The organism is Microbacterium paraoxydans (assembly GCF_018224615.1).
GTDB lineage: Bacteria > Actinomycetota > Actinomycetes > Actinomycetales > Microbacteriaceae > Microbacterium > Microbacterium paraoxydans_B.
This window is the reverse complement of record NZ_JAGTUK010000001.1, coordinates 301,335-324,788: the sequence shown is the minus strand read 5'-3', so window position 1 is coordinate 324,788 and position 23,454 is coordinate 301,335. Positions and strand designations below refer to the sequence as shown.

The 23,454-nt window shown below is 69.4% G+C and carries 26 protein-coding genes; 11 read left to right on the top strand and 15 right to left on the bottom strand.

What is annotated here, in order from left to right; genetic code table 11:
- Position 1 precedes the first annotated feature (1 nt).
- Complete coding sequence (locus tag KE274_RS01555) at positions 2-394, bottom strand: ArsR/SmtB family transcription factor (protein WP_211540423.1); 393 nt, start codon at positions 392-394, stop codon at positions 2-4.
- 51 nt (positions 395-445) lie between these two features.
- Positions 446-1,237, bottom strand: a complete 792-nt coding sequence (locus KE274_RS01550; RefSeq protein ID WP_211540421.1) for an SDR family NAD(P)-dependent oxidoreductase — start codon at positions 1,235-1,237, stop codon at positions 446-448.
- Positions 1,238-1,365: 128 nt separating this feature from the next.
- Here KE274_RS01550 and KE274_RS01545 point away from each other — a divergent pair, with 128 nt between their 5' ends.
- Both KE274_RS01545 and KE274_RS01540 read left to right on the top strand, forming a co-directional pair.
- Complete coding sequence (locus KE274_RS01545) at positions 1,366-1,854, top strand: MarR family winged helix-turn-helix transcriptional regulator (RefSeq protein ID WP_211540413.1); 489 nt, start codon at positions 1,366-1,368, stop codon at positions 1,852-1,854.
- Positions 1,855-1,962: 108 nt separating this feature from the next.
- Complete coding sequence (locus KE274_RS01540) at positions 1,963-2,715, top strand: SDR family NAD(P)-dependent oxidoreductase (protein ID WP_206251995.1); 753 nt, start codon at positions 1,963-1,965, stop codon at positions 2,713-2,715.
- 173 nt (positions 2,716-2,888) lie between these two features.
- Here KE274_RS01540 and KE274_RS01535 read toward each other — a convergent pair whose 3' ends face one another.
- Together KE274_RS01535 and KE274_RS01530 are read right to left on the bottom strand one after the other, a co-directional pair.
- On the bottom strand, positions 2,889-3,215 hold the full coding sequence (locus tag KE274_RS01535; RefSeq protein WP_211540411.1) for a DUF7882 family protein: 327 nt from the start codon (positions 3,213-3,215) through the stop codon (positions 2,889-2,891).
- Positions 3,216-3,285: 70 nt separating this feature from the next.
- Positions 3,286-3,732 carry a MarR family transcriptional regulator gene (locus KE274_RS01530; protein ID WP_211540409.1) on the bottom strand — a complete coding sequence of 149 codons (447 nt, stop codon included), beginning with the start codon at positions 3,730-3,732 and terminating at the stop codon, positions 3,286-3,288.
- Positions 3,733-3,859: 127 nt separating this feature from the next.
- Between KE274_RS01530 and KE274_RS01525 the strand changes: the two genes are divergently transcribed.
- Both KE274_RS01525 and KE274_RS01520 read left to right on the top strand, forming a co-directional pair.
- Positions 3,860-4,096, top strand: a complete 237-nt coding sequence (locus KE274_RS01525; RefSeq protein WP_211540407.1) for a hypothetical protein — start codon at positions 3,860-3,862, stop codon at positions 4,094-4,096.
- Positions 4,093-4,638 carry a MarR family winged helix-turn-helix transcriptional regulator gene (locus tag KE274_RS01520; RefSeq protein WP_307872116.1) on the top strand — a complete coding sequence of 182 codons (546 nt, stop codon included), beginning with the start codon at positions 4,093-4,095 and terminating at the stop codon, positions 4,636-4,638. Before KE274_RS01525 ends, KE274_RS01520 begins: the two co-directional genes overlap by 4 nt.
- Here KE274_RS01520 and KE274_RS01515 read toward each other — a convergent pair.
- From KE274_RS01515 to KE274_RS01505, 3 genes are all read right to left on the bottom strand, one after another.
- A complete protein-coding gene (locus KE274_RS01515) occupies positions 4,635-4,952 on the bottom strand; it encodes an ArsR/SmtB family transcription factor (protein WP_307872115.1) in 318 nt (105 codons plus the stop codon). The two genes, KE274_RS01520 and KE274_RS01515, sit on opposite strands and share 4 nt — an antisense overlap.
- Entirely contained in the window at positions 4,949-5,431 is a 483-nt protein-coding gene (locus KE274_RS01510) for an SRPBCC domain-containing protein (RefSeq protein ID WP_211540394.1), read from the bottom strand. Before KE274_RS01510 ends, KE274_RS01515 begins: the two co-directional genes overlap by 4 nt.
- Before the next feature lie 91 nt (positions 5,432-5,522).
- Positions 5,523-6,716, bottom strand: coding sequence for an MFS transporter (locus KE274_RS01505; protein ID WP_211540381.1), 1,194 nt, complete (start codon positions 6,714-6,716; stop codon positions 5,523-5,525).
- Positions 6,717-6,858: 142 nt separating this feature from the next.
- On the opposite strand from KE274_RS01505, the gene KE274_RS01500 reads away from it, so the two are divergent.
- Positions 6,859-8,421, top strand: coding sequence for an SDR family oxidoreductase (locus KE274_RS01500; RefSeq protein ID WP_211540379.1), 1,563 nt, complete (start codon positions 6,859-6,861; stop codon positions 8,419-8,421).
- A gap of 6 nt (positions 8,422-8,427) precedes the next feature.
- Here the strand turns inward: KE274_RS01500 and KE274_RS01495 are convergent, their stop codons facing one another.
- From KE274_RS01495 to KE274_RS01485, 3 genes are all read right to left on the bottom strand, one after another.
- A complete protein-coding gene (locus KE274_RS01495) occupies positions 8,428-10,380 on the bottom strand; it encodes a BCCT family transporter (protein ID WP_249185813.1) in 1,953 nt (650 codons plus the stop codon).
- 73 nt (positions 10,381-10,453) lie between these two features.
- Positions 10,454-12,133, bottom strand: a complete 1,680-nt coding sequence (locus KE274_RS01490; protein WP_211540377.1) for an ABC1 kinase family protein — start codon at positions 12,131-12,133, stop codon at positions 10,454-10,456.
- Positions 12,134-12,179: 46 nt separating this feature from the next.
- Positions 12,180-12,812 (bottom strand): PadR family transcriptional regulator, encoded by a 633-nt coding sequence (locus tag KE274_RS01485; protein WP_211540375.1) that lies wholly within the window; start codon positions 12,810-12,812, stop codon positions 12,180-12,182.
- Between the two features lie 129 nt (positions 12,813-12,941).
- On the opposite strand from KE274_RS01485, the gene KE274_RS01480 reads away from it, so the two are divergent.
- Together KE274_RS01480 and KE274_RS01475 are read left to right on the top strand one after the other, a co-directional pair.
- A complete protein-coding gene (locus tag KE274_RS01480; protein ID WP_211540373.1) occupies positions 12,942-13,430 on the top strand; it encodes a DUF2975 domain-containing protein in 489 nt (162 codons plus the stop codon).
- On the top strand, positions 13,430-13,651 hold the full coding sequence (locus KE274_RS01475; RefSeq protein WP_211540371.1) for a helix-turn-helix domain-containing protein: 222 nt from the start codon (positions 13,430-13,432) through the stop codon (positions 13,649-13,651). The genes KE274_RS01480 and KE274_RS01475 overlap by 1 nt, the downstream gene beginning before the upstream one ends.
- On the opposite strand, the gene KE274_RS01470 is transcribed toward KE274_RS01475, so the two are convergent.
- The gene (locus KE274_RS01470) at positions 13,648-13,953 is read right to left on the bottom strand and encodes an ArsR/SmtB family transcription factor (protein WP_211540363.1); all 306 of its coding nucleotides are present in this window, start codon (positions 13,951-13,953) and stop codon (positions 13,648-13,650) included. The two genes, KE274_RS01475 and KE274_RS01470, sit on opposite strands and share 4 nt — an antisense overlap.
- A gap of 82 nt (positions 13,954-14,035) precedes the next feature.
- Between KE274_RS01470 and KE274_RS01465 the strand changes: the two genes are divergently transcribed.
- Positions 14,036-15,268 carry an MFS transporter gene (locus KE274_RS01465; protein ID WP_211540355.1) on the top strand — a complete coding sequence of 411 codons (1,233 nt, stop codon included), beginning with the start codon at positions 14,036-14,038 and terminating at the stop codon, positions 15,266-15,268.
- Between the two features lie 12 nt (positions 15,269-15,280).
- Here the strand turns inward: KE274_RS01465 and KE274_RS01460 are convergent, their stop codons facing one another.
- Both KE274_RS01460 and KE274_RS01455 read right to left on the bottom strand, forming a co-directional pair.
- Complete coding sequence (locus tag KE274_RS01460; protein ID WP_211540353.1) at positions 15,281-15,793, bottom strand: hypothetical protein; 513 nt, start codon at positions 15,791-15,793, stop codon at positions 15,281-15,283.
- 193 nt (positions 15,794-15,986) lie between these two features.
- On the bottom strand, positions 15,987-16,916 hold the full coding sequence (locus tag KE274_RS01455; protein WP_211540351.1) for an NADP-dependent oxidoreductase: 930 nt from the start codon (positions 16,914-16,916) through the stop codon (positions 15,987-15,989).
- A 92-nt stretch (positions 16,917-17,008) separates the two neighbouring features.
- On the opposite strand from KE274_RS01455, the gene KE274_RS01450 reads away from it, so the two are divergent.
- On the top strand, positions 17,009-17,506 hold the full coding sequence (locus KE274_RS01450; RefSeq protein WP_211540343.1) for a MarR family winged helix-turn-helix transcriptional regulator: 498 nt from the start codon (positions 17,009-17,011) through the stop codon (positions 17,504-17,506).
- A gap of 67 nt (positions 17,507-17,573) precedes the next feature.
- Here KE274_RS01450 and KE274_RS01445 read toward each other — a convergent pair whose 3' ends face one another.
- Both KE274_RS01445 and KE274_RS01440 read right to left on the bottom strand, forming a co-directional pair.
- A complete protein-coding gene (locus KE274_RS01445) occupies positions 17,574-18,998 on the bottom strand; it encodes a DHA2 family efflux MFS transporter permease subunit (RefSeq protein WP_211540341.1) in 1,425 nt (474 codons plus the stop codon).
- Positions 18,999-19,094: 96 nt separating this feature from the next.
- Positions 19,095-19,673: a TetR/AcrR family transcriptional regulator gene (locus KE274_RS01440; protein WP_211540339.1), complete on the bottom strand. Its 579-nt coding sequence runs from the start codon at positions 19,671-19,673 to the stop codon at positions 19,095-19,097.
- 153 nt (positions 19,674-19,826) lie between these two features.
- Between KE274_RS01440 and KE274_RS01435 the strand changes: the two genes are divergently transcribed.
- Together KE274_RS01435 and KE274_RS01430 are read left to right on the top strand one after the other, a co-directional pair.
- Positions 19,827-21,617, top strand: a complete 1,791-nt coding sequence (locus KE274_RS01435; protein ID WP_211540337.1) for a GmrSD restriction endonuclease domain-containing protein — start codon at positions 19,827-19,829, stop codon at positions 21,615-21,617.
- A 222-nt stretch (positions 21,618-21,839) separates the two neighbouring features.
- On the top strand, positions 21,840-23,411 hold the full coding sequence (locus KE274_RS01430; RefSeq protein ID WP_211540335.1) for a type I restriction-modification system subunit M: 1,572 nt from the start codon (positions 21,840-21,842) through the stop codon (positions 23,409-23,411).
- Positions 23,412-23,454 lie beyond the last annotated feature (43 nt).

Below are 23,454 nucleotides of genomic sequence, written 5' to 3'. Positions count from 1 at the left end.
GTCAGTCTCCTGGGTTCTGTCGTGCGTTGTCGGTGCTGTCGCTGTCGGTGCGACCGGTCGGCGTTTCGGCCAGCAGGTCGTCGAGCCGGGCGATGCGCGACCGCCACAGCTCTTCGTAGCGGGCGAGGAGCGCCCTGGCGCGGGCGATCATCTCGGGGTTCGCGCGGACGAGCCGCTCGCGTCCCTCGGCGCGCTTGACGATGAGGTTCGCGGCCTCCAGCACGGCGACGTGCTTCTGGACCGCTGCGAACGACATCTCGTATTCGGCGGCGAGGGTCGAGACGGACTGTTCCCGCTCGATCGTCCGGCGCAGGATGTCGCGCCGGGTCGACGTCGCCAGTGCGTGGAACACACGGTCGACCTCCGCTTCGCTCAGTTCTGTTCGTGCAACCATTTGGTTGTACGTTATTCCCGCGGCGAGGGCGTGTCAAGAGGGGATGTCGCGCTACAGGATCGACGTCAGCACACCCCCGTCGGCCCGCAGCGCCGCCCCGTTGGTCGCCGCCGATCGCGGACTCGACAGGTAGGTCACGAGATCGGCGATCTCGCGCGGCTCGAGGAACCGCTCCAGCAGTGAGGTGCGGTTCTGGCCGATGATGGCGCCCTTCATGGCCTCCACCGGCAGCCCTTGGGCATCCGCGACCGCCGCGACGGCGGCAGCCACCCCGTCCGAGTAGGTCGGGCCGCCGAGCACCGTGTTCACCGTGACGGCAGTGCCCCTGGTGCGCTTGGCCAGGCCGTTGGCCAGGGCGATGGTCGCCGCCTTGGTCACGCCGTAGTGCACCATGTCGGCGGGAACGTTGACCCCCGATTCGCTGGAGATGAAGACGACCCGCCCCCAGCCGCGCTCGATCATGCCGCCGAGCAGTCCGCGCGACAGCCGCACGCCGCTCATCACGTTCACCTGGAAGTAGCGGTCCCACTCGTCGTCGGGGAGGTCGTCGAACTCGGCAAGCCCGAAGAGCCCGACATTGTTGACGAGGATGTCGACGTCGCCGAGCGCCCCGAGCAGCCGCGACACCTGGTCGGCCCGCGCGAAGTCGGCCGCCAGCCCCGAGATCTCCGCGTCCGGGTGCGCCGCCCGCAGCCTGGCCACCGCCTCCTCCACGCCCGCCGGTGTGCGCCCGTTCACGACCACGCGCACACCCTCCGCGGCGAGCGCCGACGCGACGGCGTACCCGATCCCCTGCGTCGACCCGCTGACGAACGCCGTCCTGCCCTGCAGCCCCAGTTCCATCACCTGCCCCTTCCTTCGGTCTCACCTGACCTGATTACTTGCTCAGGCAAGTCACTGTAGCGCGAATTAGCTTGCCTGGGAAAGTCAAGGCGCGGCGAAAGGGCGATGCGGTGCCCTATCCTGGCCTCATGCCAGAGCAGCAGAGCGCCGCACCATTGAGCGACGAGCAGCTGGAGATCTGGTCCGCGATCGCCACGCTCCTCGAGCGACTGCCCACGGCACTCGACGCGCAGCTGCAGCGCGACAGCGGCCTGAGCCACTTCGAGCACGGGATCCTGTTCGCCCTCGACTCCGCGCCCGATCGTCGGCTGCGCCTGAGCACCCTCGCGGCGTATGCGAGCTGCACGCTCTCGCGCCTCTCGCGCGCCGTCACTCGACTGGAGTCGCACGGCTGGGTGCGCCGGGAGACCGACCCCGCCGACGGCCGCTTCACGCTCGGCATCCTCACCGACGAGGGACGCCGGAAGGTCGCCGCATCCACCCCCGGCCACCACGCCCTCGTGCGGCAGGTGGTGTTCGAGACCCTCACTCCGACGCAGGCGAGACAGCTCGGCACGATCAGTCGTCGCCTGTCGTCCGCCGTCGGGCCGGAACAGACCTGGACACCATCCGCATAATTCCATTCACGTGAATCCACCTCCGATATTCGGGCGTAGGCTGGAGGCAAGGACGGACCGTCCGAGAAGATCTCCCGGCACCGCGCCCGCCCGGAGGAGGAGTCTCTCGTGGCTCAGTACGACGTCTCGAACCGCTCGGCGATCGTGACGGGAGCAGGCAGCGGCATCGGCCGCTCGGTGGCGCTGCTGCTGGCGCAGAACGGCGCATCCGTGGTGGTGAACGACCTCAACGCCGAGCACGCGCAGGCCGTGGTCGACGAGATCCGCGCCGCGGGCGGCACCGCCGAGGCCTCGGTCGGTGACGCGACCGACCCCGCCTGGATCGCCTCGTCGGTCGAGCTCGCCAACTCCCTCGCCCCGCTGCGCATCGGCGTCAACAACGCCGGCATCGGTGGCGCGACCGCCCCCACGGCCGACTACGAAGAGGACGCGTGGGACAAGGTCATCGCGATCAACCTCAACGCGGTGTTCCGCAACATGAAGGCGCAGATCCCCTCGATCCTGGCGAACGGCGGCGGCTCGGTCGTCAACATCGCCTCGATCCTCGGCAGCGTGGGCTTCGCCGGCTCGCCCGCCTACGTCACCGCCAAGCACGGCGTGGTCGGCATGACCAAGACCGCCGCACTGGAGTACTCGGCGCAGGGCGTGCGCGTGAACTCGGTGGGCCCCGGCTTCATCGACACCCCGCTGCTGGCGAACATGGGCGACGAGGCGAAGGAGTTCCTCGTGTCGAAGCACCCGATCGGGCGACTGGGCCAGGCCGACGAGGTGGCCAACCTCGTGGTGTTCCTCGCGAGCGACGCCGCCAGCTTCATCACCGGCAGCTACCACCTGGTGGACGGCGGCTACACCGCCCTGTGAAAGACGAAGCGGCATCCGGCGGCCGGGAACCCGAATCCCTGGCCGCCGGATGCCGCTCGGTGGCGAGGCGGAGCCCCCGCTCCGTACTCGCCGAGGCCATCACCGCTCGTGGTTCGAGAGCCCTTCGAGAGAACCACGACGGTCGGTGAGGCGGGCCTGCATCCTCCGTGCAATCACGCGCTCATCGCGTGCAGTCGCAGCTCCTCGGTCTCCAGCGACAGCTCCGGATCGGTGAGGTCGAGCCCTCCGGTGGAACTGGCCGCACCCATGAGCCGGGCGAGAAGCGGCCGGTGCAGCGGGACGGCCGCATCGACCACGAAGCGCACCGGGATGGACGCGTGCATCCACAGCGTCTCGGACTGACCGCCGCCCGTGGGCACGGTCAGAGCGAACGGCTCGTTGCGCCGGAGCTTGGTGACGGTCACAGCACGAAGATGCGCGAGCACCTCGTCGTCGATCTCGATCGGGGCGGTGGCACTCGCGTACGTGAGGGTTCCCATGATCTCTCTCCTCGTGACAGAAAGCTGGACGAGAAGTAGTTTACTAGTTTAACTAACTAGATCAAGTCGGTCAGGGAAGATCGCCGATCTCCTCGGTCAGGCGGCGGAGGAAACGCGAGATCGCGGCCGCCTCCTCCTCCGTGAATTCCTCGGCCAGAGCGGCCACGCGCGCCGAGAGATCGTCGCCCGGAGAGTGCAGGTCGCGCAGCGAGGGCCGCAGCACCTTGGAGCGCGCGTCGAGCGGATGCGGTGCCACGACGATCTGCCCGCGCTCGGACAGACGGCGGATCACACTCGTCACGGCCGCGGTGCTGATGCCGAGGAAGCCGGCCAGGTCACGCGGGGTGATCGGGCGCTCTGCGGGCGCAGTGCCGATGAAGTGCATCGCCGCGCGGTCGGTATCGTTGGGGGCGCGACGGGCGGCGAGACGGCGGTTGAGCTGAGCGTCGGCACGGCGGAAGTCGTCGACATCGCGGGACAGCGCCGAGGCTGCCACATCCGTGCCGGTCTTGCTCATGCCGAGTACTCCTTCCCCGGAGACATGGTACCTCGGCAGTCTGACAACGAGACAGACTAGCGATAATTCGGTCAGATCAGGCACTTCAGGAGTGCGATGATGGGAATATCGCCCCCGAAAGGATGCCATGCCCGAGCGACTCAGTCTCGAGGATGCGTCGTACATCAGATACGCCGATCTGCTCGAACGCCTGGAGGAGCGTTTCCCCTCCGTCCCGCGACGCCGGATCGAGCAGATCATCGGCGCCGAGACCGACGCCATCACGGGCGGTCTCCTGCGGATCGTCCCGGCCGAGGTCGAGACGGGCGCCATGGAGATGCTCGAGCGGGAGGCCGGGTCCAGCGACGAAGGAGAGGTCGCGTGACCGACAGCAGGGGCGAGTTCCACGCATCCGGATACTGGTACCCCGAGAGTGACACCGCCTCCACCGTCGACGTGCTGAACATGCTGCGCCGGTACCGCAGCGCCGAGACCGCGATGCGCGCCCGCACCCGCGCGTCGATGGGCATGAACGAGACCGACCTGGTGGCCCTGCGCTTCCTGCTGCGCGAACAGCGGGCAGGGCGCATCGTCCGCCCGATCGACATCGCCCGCATGCTCGACATCTCCACGGCATCGACCACCACGCTGATCGACCGCCTGGAGCGCGGAGGTCATGCGCGCCGCGAACCGCACCCCACCGACCGCCGCGCCGGGATCGTGGTGCCCACCGTCAGCAGCGACGAGGAGGTGCGCGCGACCCTGGGCGCCATGCACCGCCGGATGCTGAACCTCGTGGACGACCTCTCCGACCCCGAGCGCGCCGTGGTCATGCGGTTCCTCGTGGGCATGACCGCCGCGATCGAAGAGGCCGCGGAGGCCGATGCCGAGCACGGCGACGTCGAGGGCGCGAAGGAGCTGGCCTAGAGCCCTTCCGCGATCTGCTTGATCGCGGCGAGGCGGCGGTCCCACTCGCGCCCGATGGCGTCGAGCGCGGCCGCGGTGGCGGAGAGCTCGGCCCCGATCACACGGAACCGCACCTCCCTGCCCACGCGCACGGGCTCGACCAGGCCCACCTCCTGCAGCACCGCGAGGTGCTTCGCGATGGCCTGGCGCGACACGGGCAGCCGGCCGGCGAGGGCCGACGCGGAGGCGTCGCCCTCGCCGAGCGCGGTCAGGATGCTCCACCGCGTCTCGTCGGCGAGTGCCGAGAGCACGGGCATGAGGGTCGACGCCGTCACGCGCGACCCTCGACCAGCGTGACGAGCTTGTCGAGCTCGAGCTCCCAGCCGGTGCGGTGGGACTGGAGGTTCGCGCGCGGGTCGGACGTGCGCTCGAAGCCGCTCTCCACCACCGTCAGCTCGGTGCCGCCGTCGCGTTCCTCGAGCGTGAACGTGAAGACGGTCGAGGTCTCCTCGTCGACCTCGTCGGGCAGCGTGCCGAGCGCGTCGTCGTTGTTCCACCGGTAGGTGATGCGGTGCGGGGCGTCGAACTCTTCGACGCGCAGCGGGATCACGTCGTAATCCGGGAACGCCATCGTGCCGGTGGCGCCGACGCCGGTGCCGGTGAGGGCGGTGCGGCCGAACCAGCGGGAGATGTGCTCGGGCTCCGTCACGGCCTGCCAGACCGCCCGGATGGGGGCGTCGATGCGGATGGTGCGACGGACGGAGAACCCCGCCTCGTCGACCACGGCGGCGTCGTCGCGGGTGATGTCGCTCATGATGTGTCCTCTCCGGTCGTCGTCGATCTGACGACGTCTGCAACTACAGAGTTGCACCAATAGGTCCGCAGCGCAACCTCTGAGTTGCAGTTCAGTCGCGCGGTCGCCGTCCGTCCAGGAAGCCCGACAGCAGCACCGCGACGACCGCAGCCGCCGGCGCGACGATCAGGCCCACCCGCAGACTCTGCGTCTCGGCGAGGAAGCCCACGAACGGCGGTGACAGCAGGAAGCCGACACGCAGCAGCCACGACACCAGCGTCAGCCCCACTCCCGGGCGCAGGCCAGGCAGCTCGTCCGCCGCGTGCATCGCCGCCGGGATCAGCGTCGCGATGCCGAAGCCGACCGCCGCGAACCCCAGGATCGTGCCCGGCACGCTCGGGAAGGCCAGCGCGAGCGTCATGCCGACCGCCGCGATCAGCCCGCCCACCGCCGCCACCGCGCGCTGCCCGAACCGGTCGGTCAGCGGATCGCCCAACAGCCGCCCGACGAACTGCGCCCCCACGAGCGCGATGAAGCCGAGCGGCGCGATCGCCGCGGCCGCGCCCAGCGAGTCGCCGAGGTACAGCGTGGCCCAGGAGTTGCCCGCATCCTCCGCGATCGCGCCCGCCATCGCGATGAGCGTGAGCGCGACGATCGCGACCACCGTGCGCGGCGACACCCCACGGCGCACCTGCCCGGCCAGCTCGCCCGGCTCGGCCGCAGCCTCCTCTGCGTCGTCGTCGTGTCCCGGCAGGCAGAACCCGAGGGCCACCAGAGCGACCGCCGCGAACACCGCCGTCGAGACGCCCAGGTGCACGGCGAGGGGCAGGTGCAGTGCGATGGCCCCGGCCGCCATGACCCCGCCCAGCACGGCGCCGATCGACCAGATCGCGTGGAAGCTGTTGATGATCGAGCGACCGTAGCGCTTCTGCACGCGGAGACCGTGGGCGTTCTGCGCCACATCGGTGATCGCGTCGGACGCCCCGCCCAGCAGCAGCGCGAGGGCGAACAGCAGCCCGGACGGCGCGAGCGCGGCCGACAGCAGCCCCAGGCTCGTGAGCACCGTGCCGATGACGGCGACCCTGGCCGAGCCGAAGCGCCGGATCAGCACGGCCGCGAACAGGCCGGCGGCGATCGCTCCCGCGGGGAACGCCGCGATCGAGAGACCGTAGCCGAGGTTGTCGAGCCCGAGCGCGGACTTGATCTCCGGGTACCGCGGCAGGATGTTCGCGAAGAGGGCACCGTTGGTGAGGAACAGGGCGGAGACGGCGATCCTGGCGCGGCGCGTCCGCTGATCCGGCCGCATTTGTCGAATCGATTCGATTGAGGTCACGACAACGACCGTACCGCGACCGACGCCCTCCCGGCGACCCGATCGCTCGGCGGCCGCGGCGCACGAGGCACGGTCCGCAGTTCCCGAGCACGCGACCGCGGCCTACGCTCGGAACATGAGCGAGCTCACCCAGCCCACCGGCCGCGAGGAGATGCTGCGCGCGGTCCCCCGCCCCGACGGCACCGCGCCGCGCGCGCTCGTGCTCGGCGCCACCGGCTACATCGGCGGGCGCCTCACCCCCCGCCTGCTCAACGCCGGCTACCGCGTGCGCGTCCTGGCGCGCGACGGCGCCCGCGCCCGATCGTTCCCGTGGGGAGACGAGTGCGAGATCGTCGAGGGATCCGCCGACGACCAGGCCGCCGTGGAGACCGCGATGGACGACGTCGACGTCGTCTACTACCTGATCCACTCGATGTCCGCCGGCAAGGGTTTCGAGGAGAGCGACGAGCGCGCCGCCCACACCGTCGCCCGCGCCGCCGCACAGGCCGGAGTGCGGCGCATCGTCTACCTCGGCGGCCTGCACCCCGACGACGTGACCCTCTCCCCTCACCTGCGCTCGCGCGTGCGCGTCGGCGAGATCCTCCTCGACTCCGGCGTGCCCACCCTCGTGCTCCAAGCCGGCGTGGTGATCGGCTCCGGTTCCGCCTCGTTCGAGATGATCCGGCACCTGACCGATGTGCTGCCCTACATGCCCGCGCCGAAGTGGGTCCGCAACCGCATCCAGCCGATCTCCGTGCGCGACGTGCTGCACTACCTGCTCGGCGCCGCCCGCATCGACCCCGACGTGAACCGCGCCGTCGACATCGGCGGCCCCGACGTGCTGCGCTACGGGCAGATGATGAACGGCTACGCGGTCGAGGCCGGGCTCCGTCAGCGCGCGATCGCCGCCCTCCCCGTGCTCACCCCCGAACTCGCGTCGCACTGGGTGAACCTCGTGACCCCGGTGCCGCGGTCGATCGCCCGCCCGCTCGTCGCGTCGCTGCAGAACGAGTGCATCATGAAGGACCACGCGATCGACGAGCTGATCCCGCGCCCGGAAGGGGGCCTCACCCCGTACCGCCGCGCCGTCGCCCTCGCGCTCGGCCGCGTGGACGCCGACGCGATCGAGACCAGCTGGCAGGACGCGGAGGTGTCAGGCGCACCGAGCGACCCGCTGCCCAGCGACCCCGACTGGGCGGGGCGCACCGTGTTCACCGACGCCCGCTCCGTGCGCACCCACGCCTCGGTCGCGGAACTATGGCGCGTGATCCTCGGGATCGGCGGGGAGAACGGCTGGTACTCCTCGCCGCTGCTGTGGGCCGTCCGAGGCTGGATGGACCGGGTGGTGGGCGGCGTCGGCCTGCGGCGCGGACGCCGCAGCCGCACGGGCGCCCGGGTCGGCGACGCGATCGACTTCTGGCGCGTGGAGGCCGTGGAGCAGACCGAGGCCGCACACCTGCTGCGACTGCGCGCCGAGATGAAGGTGCCGGGAGAGGCGTGGCTCGAACTGCGCGCCGTGCCCGACGGCGACGGGGCGCGGTACGAGCAGCGCGCGATCTTCTTCCCGCGCGGCCTCACCGGTCGGCTCTACTGGCTGGCGGTGCTGCCCTTCCACGGGCTCATCTTCTCCGGCATGGCCGCGCGCATCACGGCCGCAGCCGAGACCCCGGCACCCGTGGAGGCTCCCCCGGTCGCGTGACGCGGGTCAGCCGGCGGGCGTGCGCGGGCCCTCGGCGCCCGGCTGCGCGGACTCGTCCGGCTGATCCAGCGCGGCGTCCACCGCGGCTTCGACCTCCGCGGGCGGGACGATGTCGATCGCCTCGGTCGCGGCCTCGTACACCTCCGCGAGCGTGTCGTCGACCGTGTCCTCGTCGATCCACGCCAGGTCGTCCTCGGAGTGGTCGTACTCGACGGGCACGAGCGCGAAGTCGTCGCCGTACTCCTCCAGCCCCGCCATGACGCTGTGCCGCACGGCCGCGCGGGCGTAGCGGTCGCGCAGGATCAGCGGGTCGCGGCGCAGGTCCTTCATGAACGCGATCATCATGAACGCCATGATGATCGCGAACGGCAGGGCCGCGATGATCGTCGCGTTCTGCAGCGACTGCAGGCCGCTGCCCTCCGCACCGCTCACGAGCAGGACCGCGGCGATCACGCCGACCAGCACGCCCCACACCACCGCGACCCAGCGCGACGGATCGGGACGCCCCTGCTGCGACAGCGTGCCCATCACGAGCGAGGCGGAATCGGCGCCCGTGATGAAGAAGATCGCGATGAGCAGGATCAGCACGATGCTGGTGACGAGCGGGAACGGCAGGTTCTCCAGCACGCCGAACAGCACCTCTTCCGGCGGGTCGACCACGAGCCCGGCACCGTTCATCTGCTGCTGGATGGCGGTCGTGCCGAAGATCGCGAACCACACCAGCGAGATCGCTGACGGCACCACGATCACGACCGACACGAACTGGCGCAGCGTGCGGCCGCGGGAGATCTTCGCGATGAACATGCCGACGAAGGGCGACCACGAGATCCACCACGCCCAGTAGAAGATCGTCCAGCTCGACAGGAACGCCTCCGCGGCCTCGCCCTGCGACGCGGACCGGCCGATCATGGTGGGCAGGTCGCCGAGGAACTGGACGGCGACGGAGGGGATCACGTTCAGGATGAGCAGGGTCGGACCCACGAAGAACACGAAGAACGCCAGCAGGATCGCCACGACCGCGTTGATGTTCGACAGCGCCCTGATGCCCTTCGACACACCCGACACCGCCGACGCGATGAAGCAGGCCGTGAGCACCGCGATGACCGCGATCAGGATGCCGTTGCCGAGCGGCCCGATGCCGCTCACGAGCTCGACGCCGTGTCCGATCTGGAGTGCCCCGAGACCGAGCGACGCCGCCGTGCCGAAGAGCGTCACGATGATCGAGAAGATGTCGATCGTGCGGCCGATCGGTCCCGTGGTGCGGTTCTCGCCCAGCAGCGGCGCGAAGATGGAGGAGATCAGCGGGGTGCGGCCTCGGCGGTAGGCGCCGTACGCGATCGCACCGCCCACGAGCGCGTAGAACGCCCACGCCTGCGGGCCCCAGTGATACAGCACCTGCGCCTGCGCGGTGTGCATCGCCTCGAGCGTGTTCGCCTCGACCGTGCCGGGCGGCGGGTTCTCGAAGAACGTCAGCGGCTCCGCGGCACCCCAGAACACCAGGCCGATGCCCATGCCCGCGGCGAACAGCATGGAGATCCACGAGAACATCGAGAACTCGGGCTCCTCGTCGTCGCGGCCGAGCGGGATGCGGCCGTAGCGGCTGAACCCGACGAACAGCATGAACACGAGGATGATCGTCGCGATCGTGGTGAAGAAGAAGCCGAAGTACTCCACCACCCACGCGAGCACCGTGCTCGTGGTGCCCGCGAGGTTGTCGCCGGCGAACACCCCCCACGCGATGAAACCGAGGGCGAACGCCGCGGCCACACCGAACACGAGCGGGTCGGTGCGGTACGTGCGCCCGGTCTCCTCCACCGAGACGCCCGGCACGAGCGCGGGGTGCACGCTGCGCGGCGGGACCGTGGTGATGTCGCGCACGATCTTGCGCGCGGTCTCGCCGGCCTTGGGGACGATGTTGGAGGCGGTCGTGCGGGGAGGCTGTTCGCGGGGGGTCTCCATGAGAGTCCATCCTCCCACGCGCGCCACCGCCGCCGTGGGTCCTGCGCGGATGGCAGCCGGACGACGCCGAGGTCTAGCGGGGGCGCCGCCCCGCGAACAGCGCGCCCAGCAGGGGCAGCACCGAAACGCACAGCAGCGTGATCCCGAGCGGCGGCACCGCGGCGACGAGCAGCGCGCCGCCCACGAGCATCGCGGCGAACAGCACCCCGGAGGCGATGCGGCGCGCGATGCCCTCCAGCCGGTCGAGGCGTCGCTCCAGGCGGGAGGTGTCGAACGACACGGTGCCGTCGTCGATGCGCGTGATGATGCGGTCGATGCGCCCCGGGAGGCGCCACGTGGTCGCCGCGTTCGCCATCGCCTGTTCGGCCATGTCCTGCATCAGGTTGCCCGACTCGTCTCGCAGCAGCCGGGCGGCGTAGGGCTCGGCCGCATCCCACACGTTGAACGCGGGGTCGAGGCCGCTGCACATGCCCGAGGTCAGCGACACCGCGCGGATCAGCAGCAGCATGTTCTCCGGCAACTGCAACGGCAGGCGCCGCACCATGTCGCCGAACTCCTCGCCGAAGTCGCGGAACTCGCGCGGGTCGACGCGGCTCAGCTCGGCGAAGCCCATGCCGCCGAAGCGCGCGAACAGGGCCGTGAGGGCGCGCTCCAGTTCCGCGGTGTCGGCCGAGGGCAACAGCACCCCGATCTCCTGCGCGGCGGCGACGAGTCCGCGGCTGTCGCGCGCGGTGACCGCGATCAGGAGCATGCGCAGCCCCTCGCGGAGGTTGTCGGGGACCTCCGCCATCATGCCGAAGTCGATGAAGGTGAGGCGGAACCCGGCCTCCGTGGGGACCGGGGTGACGAAGATGTTGCCCGGGTGCGGGTCGGCGTGCACGAAGCGATGCGTGAACACCTGGTCGAACATGACCTCGGCGAACGCGTCGGCCACCGCGGACGGGTCGATCCCTGCGGCCCGCAGCGCGTCCGTGTCGTTGATCTTGATCGCGGTCACGTCGGACAGCGTGAGCACCCGGCGGGTGGTGCGCTCCCACACGATGTCGGGCGCGGCCACGCGCGGGTCGTCGGCGAAGTTCTCCCGGAACCGCTCCGCGCTGCGCGCCTCGTGCAGGTAGTCGATCTCCTCCAGGCTCGTCGCGGCGAACTCCTCCACGAGCGCGGGAGCATCCACCCGGTCGGCCACGATCCGCACGCGCGTGAGCCAGCGCGCCACGCGGCGCAGGGCGGCCAGGTCGACCGCGACGATCTCGTCGATGCCCGGGCGCTGCACCTTCACCACGACCTCGTCGAGCCCGGTGTCCTGCGCGTCGAGCGCCGACAGCCGCGCCCGGTGCACCTGGCCGAGCGAGGCCGCCGCGACCGGGGTGTCGTCGAACCAGGCGTAGGCGCGGTCGAGCGGGATGCCCAGCTCGGCCTCCGCGAGCGCGCGGATCTGCGGGGTGGGCACGGCAGGCACCTCGTCCTGCAGACCCTCCAACTCGCTCGTGATCTCGGGCGGCAGCACGTCGAGGCGCGACGACATGAACTGCCCGACCTTGATCATGAGCCCGCCGAGCTCGACCGCCAGGGCGTGGAAGCGGCGGGCGAAGCGCTGCATGCGCTGCGGCCGCGTGCGCTCGGAGATGCGGCCGAGACCGAACCGCGGAAGGACGAGCTCGAACCACCAGATCTTCACGAACTCGCGGCTCGCGAACGACAGGATGCGACGGTATCTGGCGCGATGCACGCCCTGAGCCGCCGCCTCCGTCATCGCGTCATCCTTCCGCCGTTCCGCGCCGGACGCCGCACGACGCGGGTCACCCCTGGGCGAGGATCGTGTACAGCCTACGGCGGGCGTCGTCGAGCACCTCGATGGCCTGCTGCACCTGCTCCGCCGAGCCGCTGCGCCCCACCTGCGCGGCCGCGGCGGCGAGGTCGACCCCGGCCTTGGGCAGCGCGCTGTAGCGGGGGTCGCGACCGCGGTCCTTCTCCGAGGTCGACACCCACGGTGCGGGCGTCTCGGAGCTCTCGTCGGCCACGGCACGGCCGGCCTCAGTGAGGGCGTACGTCTTGCGGCCGTTCTGCTCCTCGGCCTCGATCAGCCCCTCGTCGGCGAGCAGCTGGAGCGTCGGGTAGACGGAGCCCGCGCTGGGCTTCCACGTGCCGCCGCTGCGCTCGGCGATCTCGTTGATGATCTGGTAGCCGTGCATGGGGCGCTCGGCGAGGAGCGACAGCACGGCGGCGCGGACATCGCCGCGGGCCATGCGGGAGCCGCCGGACGGGCGCGACTCGAACGACTTGCGCAGCTGGTCCATGGCCTCGAAGATGGCGCCGGCGGGGCCGTGGGGTCCGCCGAAGAGGCTGCCGAGACCGCCGGTCACGTCGCCGCTCCCGCCGCCACCGGTGTTCCCGGTTCCGCCGAACGGGTTGGAGGGGACTGCGTTGCTCATGATGACCTCCCAGTCGTGAACGATAGTTAACGATATATCGCTGACGCTGGGCGTGGGGTGGGAGTTTCGCCTGGACAGATCAAACGATTAACGATAGATTCCTGCTGTTCTTCGATGAAGGGTGGCGGCATGGGACGGTCGACGATCGTGGTGCTGAAGGCGGTGATCGCGCTCGCGCTGGCGGGGTCGCTCGTGGTGCAGACGGTGATGGTGCCGCTCGTGTGGAACGACCTGGAGGGCGAGGCGCCGTGGGCGCGGATCGCGCTCGTGGTGATCGCCGTGCTGGGCGTGGTCACGCTGCAGGTGTTCGGCGTGTGCGTGTGGGCACTGCTCACGCGAGTGCGGCGGGGGTCGATCTTCTCGGCGTCGTCGTTCGGCTACGTGAACACGATCATCGGCGCGATCCTGGCGGCGGCCGTGCTGGCGTGGGTGCTCGCCGGGCTCCTGGTGCCGGGTTCCGCGGCACCCGGGCTGGTCGCGCTGATCGGCGGCGCGGGCGTGCTGCTCGCCGGCATGGCGCTGCTGGTGGTGGTGATGAAGGCGCTGCTGCGGCAGGCGATCGACCGCGACGCCGAGGCGAGGGCCCTGCGCTCCGAACTCGACGACGAGGTGATCTGATGCCGGTGGTCGTCGACATCGACGTGATGATGGCGCGGCGCAAGATGGGCGTCGGCGAACTCGCGGAGCGCATCGGCATCACCCCGACGAACCTCGCCGTGCTGAAGAACGGACGGGCGAAGGCCGTGCGGTTCACCACGCTCGACGCGCTGTGCACCGCACTCGACTGCCAGCCCGGCGACCTGCTGCGGTGGGTGCCGGAGGAGGCTCGGGCAGACTAGGCCTGCAGCACGGAGTCGAGGAGTCCGGGGAAGCGGGCGTCGAGGTCGTCGCGGCGGAGGGTGAGGATGCGGCGGCGCCCGTTGGGCTCGTTGCGGATGACCCCGGCCTCGCGCAGCACCTTCATGAAGTGCGACTTGGTGGACTTCGGCAGGTTCGGGTCGGTCGCGTGGCACGAGGCCATGTCGAGCGGACCGTCGGCGAGCTGGCGGGCGATGGCGAGGCGCTCGGGGTCGCTGAGGGCGAAGAGCACTTCGGTCAGCTGGATCTCGGAGCGCTCCGGGTGGGGCAGGTCGCCGGGCATGGTTCGATAATAGTTGAACAATCGCTGCATCGCGAGTACGCTCCGAGAGTTCGATGATTCTCGAACCATCAAGGAGCCGCGCATGACCACCACCGAGCCCATCGTCACCGCCCCGCCCGTCGCGCCGTCGCCATCGCGTCCGACCGGGGCGCGCACCCGGCTCGGGTTCGTGCTCGTCGTCGCCGCGCAGATCCTGATGATGGCGGGGGCGAGTGCGCCGTCGCCGTTCTACCCCGTGCTTGCACACGACATCGGGTTCGAGGCGGTAGTGATCAGCGCGGTGTTCGCGGTGTACGCGGTCGCGCTGCTGCTGACGCTGCTCACGGCGGGCTCCCTGTCGGACCACGTCGGGCGCCGGCCCGTCGCGGTCGTCGGGTTCCTGCTGCTCGCGGGCAGCATGTTCCTGTTCTGGCACGCGGACGCCGTCTGGGTGCTGTTCGTGGCGCGGATCCTCCAGGGTGTCGCGAGCGGGGTGCTGATCTCGGCGCTGTCGGCGACGGTGCTGGACTTCGCGCCGGGCGGTCGCGCGAGGACCGCGGCGCTGTGGAACGCGCTGAGCCCCGGCATCGGACTGGCGCTCGGCGCGCTCGTGTCGGCGGTGATGCTCGACGTGAGCGGGGAGGCGCTGCTCGACGTGTTCGCCCCGCTGACCACGCTGTACGTGCTGCTCGCCGCGCTGTTCCTCGTGGTGCCCGAGACGGCTCCGCGGCGGCCGGGCGCATGGGCGTCGCTGCGCTTCCGGCTGTCGATCCCCGCGGCGATCCGCGGCGACTTCTGGCGCGGCGCCCCGGCCGTGGTCGCCGGGTGGGCGACGGGCGGGCTGTTCCTGTCGCTCGGTGCGAACATCGTGGCGCACGAGCTCGGCGGCACCGACCACGTGTGGCAGGGCCTCGGGGTGGTGCTGCTGGCGGGCGTGGGCGCCGCGACCGCCTTCGTGATGCGCACACGCACGGCGCGCACGAGCGTGCTGTTCGGCACGGCCGCGCTGGGCATCGGCACGCTGCTGTCGCTCATCGCGCTCGGCCTCGGCTCGCTCCCCTTCTACCTCGGGGCGGCCGCGGTCACCGGCATGGGCTTCGGCACCGCGTTCTCCGGTGTGGTCGCGTCGCTCGCGCCCCGCATCCCCCCGACCGAGCGCGCCGACACCTTCGCGGTCCTGTACGTGCTCGCCTACCTCGCGTTCGGCGTGCCCGCCGTGGTCGCCGGGTCGCTCGTCGGCGTCGTCGGGCTAGAGGCGGTGTGCCTCGGCTACGGGGTGGTAGTGATCGGGCTCGCCGCGGTCGCGTTCGGCCTCCGGATGCGGGCGGGGCGGTAGCTCGAGGGGCTGTCAGGACGCCGTCAGCGGTTCCGTCGAGACGTCGATGACCCCGAGCGGAAAGGGGCTCACAACGGACCAGGACCCCGAGGTGAACTGCTCGAGGTCGATCGACTGGAACCATACGTGCGACACGACCAGGGCGATCGCGACGAGCACGCCGGCTCCGTACATCGCACGCTCCAGCGTCCGCAGGGCCGCGCGCTCGTCGGCAGCCTTCGTCACGCGACCCAGCGCGATCAGGAAGATCGCCGCGATACCGACGTAGACCAGCACGCTGGGCTGGAGCTGCATCGAGACGCAGACGGGCGCCTGGTCCACCGACCGGCCCTCGGAATCGACGAACCCGCCGCTGCCATCGAAACCACCGGGGCAGTAGCTCGTGCTGCCCACCATGAAGAAGGAGTACACAACGCCCACGATGACCGACCAGAGGAGAGCCCGCCGGATGCCAGCGATGACCGAGGCTCCGGGGAGCGCGGAGACACGGGGCTCGGCGAGTGCGGGCGGGGGCGTGAGCGACACGGGTGCTCCTTCGAGGTCGTTCCTCCGATCGTGGCGTGGGCGGGGGCGAAGAGCAAGGGCGGGGGTCCGGGAGGGTCGATTCAGGTCCGGATCTTCTTGCTCGTTCTCGAGACGGCTTAGACGTCGCGAGATACGGGTGCGCCGGTCGATCAACCCGGGTTGATCGACCGGCCCCGGCACACCCCGTCCGCCGTCACGGGAGCACGATGACCTTGCCGCTGATCCGACCCGCGGCCGCTTCCGCATGCACCGCCGGGAGGTCGGCGAGGGGGACGCGGCGGGTGACCTCCAGCGTCAGGTCGCCGCTGTCGACGAGTGCCACGAGCTGGCGCAGCCGATCGGCGTCACTTCGCACGAACACGACTGTCGAGCGGACGTTCCGGTCCGCATCGTCGGGGGCCGGCATCCACGCGGTCGTGCTCACGACCCTTCCCCCGTCGCGCACGAGTCGCACGAGGTCGGTGAATTCGTCCGGGTCGATGGGGGCGAGGTTGAGCAGCAGGTCGACCGGTGCGGCAACCGCGTCCTGCACCGACGTCGTCGTGTGGTCGATGACCTCGTCTGCACCCGCGGCGCGCACGGCAGCGGTGCTGCGGGGGCTCGCGGTGGCGATCACCGTGGCGCCCGCACGCCGGGCGAGTGCGATCGCGTACTTGCCCACGACCCCGCCGGCACCGACGATGAGCACCCGCTCCCCGGCGACGAGGCCGCCGTCGTCGAACAGCGCCTGGCGGGCGGTGAGCGCGACCGAAGGCAGTGCTGCGGCGTCGGCGAGGGGCACCGCGGTCGGTGCGGCGACGAGGGCCTCCGCCGGCGCGATGACGTACTCGGCGGCTCCGCCGTCCTCGGTCATGGGCAGGAAGCCGATGACTTCGTCGCCGACCGCGAATCCGTCGACGCCGCCGCCCAGCGCATCGATCGTGCCCGACACGTCGTAGCCGGGGATATGCGGGAGACGGATCGGGATCGGCAGGAAGCCGGCGCGCATACCGTTGTCGGCCGCGTTGAACGCGGACGCCGCGACGCGCAGGCGCACCTGACCAGCGCCCGGCTCGGGTCGCTCGATCTCGCCGTACTGGAGCACCTCGGGTCCGCCCACCTCGTGGAACCGCACTGCCTTCATGATGTCTTTCCTCTCGTCATGTGCTTCGAATTCGAAGCATTGAGGCGACGGTAGCACTACTTCGAATTCGAAGCAACAGCTAGAGTTGACTCATGACCACGCCGCCGCCCCAACTCTCCGCCACGGAGCTCGCCGCCTACTTCGCGTTCACCGAGGTGAGCAGCCTCCTGCGTCACGCCGTCGAGCAGCAGCTCCGCGACGCCGGCAAGCTCAGCTACGTGCAGTTCCAGTTGCTCGCACGGCTCGGCGACGCACCCGACGGCCGCCAGCGGATGACCGATCTCGCGGATGGCGTGGTCTACAGCCGCAGCGGCCTCACGTACCAGGCGCAGCTGCTCGAGGACCGCGGCCTGGTCACCCGCGGGCCGTCGCCCGACGACGAACGCAGCACGATCGTCGCGATCACCCCGGAGGGACGCGAGGTGCTGGCGACCGTGTTCCCCGGACACATCGAGGCCGTGAAGACGCACCTCCTCGACTCCCTCGACGACGGCGAGGTGGAGCTGCTCGCCCGCGTCATGACGAAGGTCAGCGCCCACCTTCGCGCGAATCCCCCGCGCAGCGCCGCCCCGCGCAAGCGGAGGGCCTGAGTCCGTCCGACAGATGCGTGCCCCGCGCGCCGATCAGTAGTCAGCGCGCAGGGCACGGTCCGGCGGATCAGTCGCGACGCCAGAGCGTCACGACACCCGCGCCCACCACGGCGAGCGCTGCCGCCCCGAGGAAGAGCCAGGCGAATCCGCCGGTGAGAGCGTCGGCGGGCGTGGCACCGGCCTCGGCGAGCGCGGAGGTCCGCAGTCCGGCGATCGTGCCGAGCACCGCGAGGCCGACGGCCCCGCCGATCTGCTGGCTCGTGTTGATGAGGCCGCCGGCGAGTCCGGCCTCTCCGCCTTCGACACCGTCCACCGCGAGTTGCGTCGTGGCGACGAAGGCGCCCCCGAGGCCGATACCGATCAGCAGCGTCGGGCCGAGCAGGTGCACGAGGAACAGGGCGTCAGAGGGCGCCAGGGCGAGCCAGACGAGTCCGCCGGCGAGCACCAGGAGCGACACGGCGAGCACGCGGCGGGCTCCGGCGCGGGCGATGAGCGCCGGGACGACACCGGCGACGATCACGAGAGCTCCGGCGAGGGGGAGCTGCGTAAGGCCGGTGGCCAGCGCGTCGTAGCCGAGGACAGCCTGCATGAACACAGAGAGGGCGAAGAAGAGCGCGACCATGGCGGCGCCGCCGAGGAGCATCACGATATTGCCGAGGGCGAGGTCGCGGTTGCGGAACACCGACAGCGGCAGGAGCGGCTCCGGGGTGCGGCGCTCGATGACCAGGAAGGCCCCTCCGAGCACCAGCGCTGCGGCGAACAGCACGAGGGGCAGCGGGTGGAGGAAGCCGCCCCGCTCGACGGCGCTGAACGCTCCGACGAGGGCGACCAGGGCGGCGGTCACCGTCAGGGCACCGGGGACGTCGAGGCGGCCGGAGGCGCTGACCGTGTCGCGAGTGATGAGCAGCGGGATCGCGACGAGGACGAGGGCACCGACGGGCACGTTCACGAAGAACACGGACTGCCAGCCGAGGGTCGCGGTGAGGATGCCGCCGAGCAGTACGCCGGCCGCGGATCCGATGCCGGCGACCGCTCCCCACACCCCCAGCGCCCGCGTGCGCTCGGTGTCGTCGGGGAAGAGGTGCGTGAGGAGCGCGAGGGCAGCAGGCGCGAGCAGCGCCGCGGATGCCCCCTGGAGCGCGCGGGCGGCAAGCAGCATCTCGGGTGCGGCCGAGAGCCCGGCGAGGGCCGAGGCCGCCACGAAGCCGAGGGTGCCGATGAGGAACACCCGGCGGTGTCCGTAGCGGTCGGCGAGGCGTCCGCCGAGGAGCAGCAGTCCGCCGAACGCAAGTACGTAAGCGGTGATGACCCAGGCGAGCGCGGCCGTGTCCATGCCGAGCTGTTGCCCGAGCACGGGAAGGGCGATATTGACGATGGACGCGTCGAGCACGACCAGGAACTGCGCGAGCGCGAGGACGCTGAGGGCGAGCCAACGGCGGGTGCTGCGCGGCGCCACGGACGGGCGAGCGGGTGGCGTGGTGAGAGTGGTCATGAGCGTTCTCTTTCTGTGGTTAGGTGGATGGCGAGCGGAGAGTGATTACTCACTCACTCTTGTGGGCATGCGAACGGGCATCGCTCGCCCGTGGGATCAATCGGGGTGGGTGATGCCCTTGGTCAGGACGGGGACCCACTCCTCGGGTCGCCCGTCGAGCTGTGTGGTGACGATGAGGTGACAGAGCTGCCCGTACGCGATGAAGCGCTGCACGTCGTCGTCGCTGCCGCCGGAGCGGGACTGCACGTAGGTCGTGATGCGCCCGAGCCCCGCGCGGAGCGCAGCCCCGATCTCCGGGATGTCCGCGACGGATTGCGCGTGCACCTGCAACATCAGGAGCGTGCGGTCGGAGATGAGGTGCGCGTAGGCGTCGCCCATGGCGTCGAGGACGGTCTCGGGCTTCTGGTCGGTCGCGGCGTCGGCACCCTCCTCGAGGGCGACGAGGATCGCATCGAAGCAGGCTTCGAGCGCCGCGATGAACAGGGCCTCCTTGCCGGAGTACAGCTTGAACACGTACGCCGGGGAGATCTTCGCCTCGCGCGCGACATCCGCGACGGTGGTGCCGTGGTAACCGCCCCGCGCGAACCCGCGCATCGCCGCTGCCGCCACGAGCGGACGGCGCGCGTCGGCCGTGGAGAGGACGGAAGCGCGGGATGCGGAGCCGGTGGAGGACATGAGAGTGACTGTACACTCACTCCTGGGCGGGGGCAAGAGGTGGCACACTTGCTTTCGTCACGAGCGCCATGATCGATTAATGGTCGCGCGCGGCTCAAGCTTTCGCGTTGGGGCGAGCCCTAGGCACGCATGACGGTTCACAGAGAGGCAACCGTGGCAAAATACCGCGTCACTCAATCGGCAGTGACCCAGCTCCTTGAGGACGTCCGGCGCGAGAACATCGCGATCCCTGAACTTCAGCGCCCCTTCGTCTGGGACAGCATCAAAGTCCGCGACCTCATGGATTCCCTCTACAAGGGCTACCCCGTCGGCTACTTGATCACGTGGCAGTCGGTGGGAGCACATTTGAGAGGCGGCGCAGTTGCCGCGCACCAGCAGATCTTGATCGACGGCCAGCAGCGGATCACTGCGCTGCGCGCGGCGGTAGCCGGTCTTCCCGTGGTTGACAAGCGCTACCGACAGGTTCGAATCACCATCGCCTTCAACCCGGTGACGGAAGAGTTCGCGACGCTCACGCCCGTGATCCGCAAGAGCTCGGAGTGGATCTCCGACATCAGTGAGCTCTTCACCGCGGCCTCGACGTACGGCTTTGTGAAGGACTATCTGGAGGCGAACGCCGGCATTGACCACACCCGAGTGGAGTCCAGCATCGCCAGCCTCGCGGAGATCAAGAACGCGCAGATCGGCATCATTTCGCTCAACGACGACCTCGATGTCGAGACTGTCTCGGAGATCTTCATCCGCATCAATTCGAAGGGCGTCCCGCTTAGCAGCGCCGACTTCGCCATGAGCAAGATCGCAACGTACGGCGAGCGCGGCCGCAACATCCGGAAACTGATCGACTACTTCTGCCACCTTGCAGTGGCGCCTCACGCTTACGCGGACATCAGCGAAAACGACGCGGACTTTGCGGCCTCCGCTTACCTCGGAAGCATCTCGTGGCTTAAGGACGACTCGGAGGACCTCTACGACCCGGCGTACAGCGACATCATTCGCGTCGCCGGTCTCGTCGGATTCAGTCGCGGCAAGGCTTCGTCGATCGTCAGCGAACTTTCGGGCCGGGACCCTGAGACGCGAAAAGTCGACGAGGAGCGCATTCCCGTCGCGTACGACCGCCTTGAGAGCGCGCTCCTTCAGATCGTGAAGAAGTATCACTACGAGAACTTCATCATGATCATCAAATCGGCGGGCTTCATCACGCCCGACATGATCGGCTCGAAGAACGCACTGAACTTTGCCTACGCGCTGTACCTGCGACTAAGGGCGGACAACACGATATCGGAAGGGGATCGCAAGCGGATCGTGCGCCGGTGGTTCGTCATGTCGATGCTCACCGCGCGGCACTCGGGCAGCTTCGAATCCACATGGGAGCAGGACATCCGGCGCATCGCCGCGCAGGGGGCGGCGGAGTATCTGCAGCAGATTGAGGATTCCGTACTCACCGAAGGGTTCTGGGCCGTCTCGCTGCCGAACTCCCTGGAGACGACAAGCCCATCAAGTCCGTTCTTCCAGACGTTCCTCGCCGCACAGGTTGCGAGCGGCGCCCGCGGCTTCCTCTCGAAGAGCATCACGGTTGCGGCGATGCACCAACAGTCGGGCGACATCCACCACATCGTCCCGAAGGACTACCTCCAGAAGAACGGGTATCCCGATCGATCGGACTATAACCAAGTCGCGAACTTTGCGCTTACCGAGACCCCCATCAACATCAGCATCAGCAACCACCCGCCAGCCGTCTACATGGCGACGCTTGCAGAGCAGATTAGCTCCAAGAAGCTCACCCTCGGTGAGATCACAGACCAAACTGACCTCGCACGGAATCTGGCGGAAAATGCCGTTCCGTCGAATCTCGCCGAGGTGACGAGCGACAACTACCCGGACTTCCTCGCGCACCGACGCCGCCTCATGGCCGCGTCGGTCCGCCGCTACTTTGAGAATCTGTAGACCGCGGGACCGGCGCACGACGCGAGGCGCAGCGTGCGACACCGCCCACGACTGGGGCGCTTGTGGGGGAGGATGGGGAGCGCGTGTCACTGTCGGCGTCGCGTCTGAGATCGATCAAGCGGGAGTCTCTGCTGTGGTGAAAGAAGTGGTTCACATGACTAACCCCGAGCGGCAAGTCGCGCCGCAACAGCCCGCCCTCCCGGTCGCGGAGATCGTGCTCTGATGGCGCGCGTAGCCAAGGCCAAGCCGGCGAAGACGCTCGAACAGACCCTTTGGGAGACCGCAGACAAACTTCGCGGCAACCAGGAGCCCAGCGAGTACAAGCACGTCGTGCTCGGACTAGTCTTCCTCAAGTACATTTCCGACCGCTTCACCGAACGACGCACCGCGCTCGAGGCGGAGCTGAAGCGCGACGGTCTCGACGCCGAAGACATCGCGAACTTCCTCGAGGACCGCGATGAGTACGCCTCTCATAACGTGTTTTGGGTTCCAGCTGACGCCCGCTGGGAGTACGTGCTCGGCCGCGCCAAGCTCGCATCCATCGGCCAGGACATCGACGCAGCAATGGACGCGGTCGAAGCAGAGAATCCCACCGTTCGCGGCGTACTGCCGCGAAACTACGCTCGCGATGGGCTCGACAAGAGGCGCCTGGGCGAGCTCGTTGACCTCATCGGATCCATCGGCTTCACCAGCACCGACGACCACGGTGCCGACGACGTGCTCGGCCGCGTGTACGAGTACTTCCTCGGCCAGTTCGCCGGCAAGGAGACGGGTAAGGACGCAGGCGCCTTTTACACGCCGCGAAGTGTCGTTAAAACGCTTGTCGAGATGCTCGAGCCGTACAGCGGTCGCGTGTACGACCCTGCCTGTGGCTCGGGCGGCATGTTCGTCCAGTCAGCAGACTTCGTGCAGGCGCACGGTGGTAAGCGATCGGACATCTCCGTGTACGGGCAGGAGTTCACGGACACCACCTGGAAGCTCGCGAAGATGAACCTCGCGCTGCGCGGAATCGAGGCCGATCTGGGTGAGAAGTCCGACGACTCGTTCGTCAACGATCTCCACCCCGACCTTCGCGCCGATTATGTGATCGCGAACCCGCCGTTCAACGTGAGCGACTGGTGGAACCCGAAGCTCGCGAACGACCCGCGCTGGAAATTCGGGACTCCACCCAAAGGCAATGCGAACTTCGCGTGGGTGCAGCACTTCATCCACCACCTCAAGCCCAACGGCACCGCTGGCTTCGTGCTCGCGAACGGGTCTCTGTCGTCGAAGCAGAGCGGCGAGGGGCAGATTCGCGAGAATCTTGTGCGCGCAGGACTCGTCGACTGCATCGTCGCGATGCCCGACAAGCTCTTCTTCAACACCGGTATCCCCGTCGCCCTCTGGTTTGTCTCGAAGGATCGCGGCGGAAACGGGCACCGCAAGCGTGACGACGAGGTGCTCTTCATCGATGCTCGCAAGCTCGGCACGATGGAGACTCGACGCCTCCGCGTGCTCAGCGACGGGCCTGACGGCGACATCGCCACGATCGCCAACACGTACCACGCGTGGCGCAACCACGACGGCGGATACGAAGACGTCCCCGGCTTCGCGAAAGCTGTCCCGCTCGACGAGATCGAGAAGCACGACTTCGTGCTCACCCCTGGACGCTACGTTGGCGTCGCGGAAGCAGAAGCCGACGACGAGCCGATCGCCGAGAAGATCGAGCGCCTCACGAGCGAGCTGCTCGCGGAGTTCGACCGTGGGGCTGAACTTGAGCGGATTGTGCGCGAGAAGCTGGGCGGGCTGCGGTGACTCCGCATGGCTGGACAAGGCAGCCGCTTGCGAAGTTCATCAC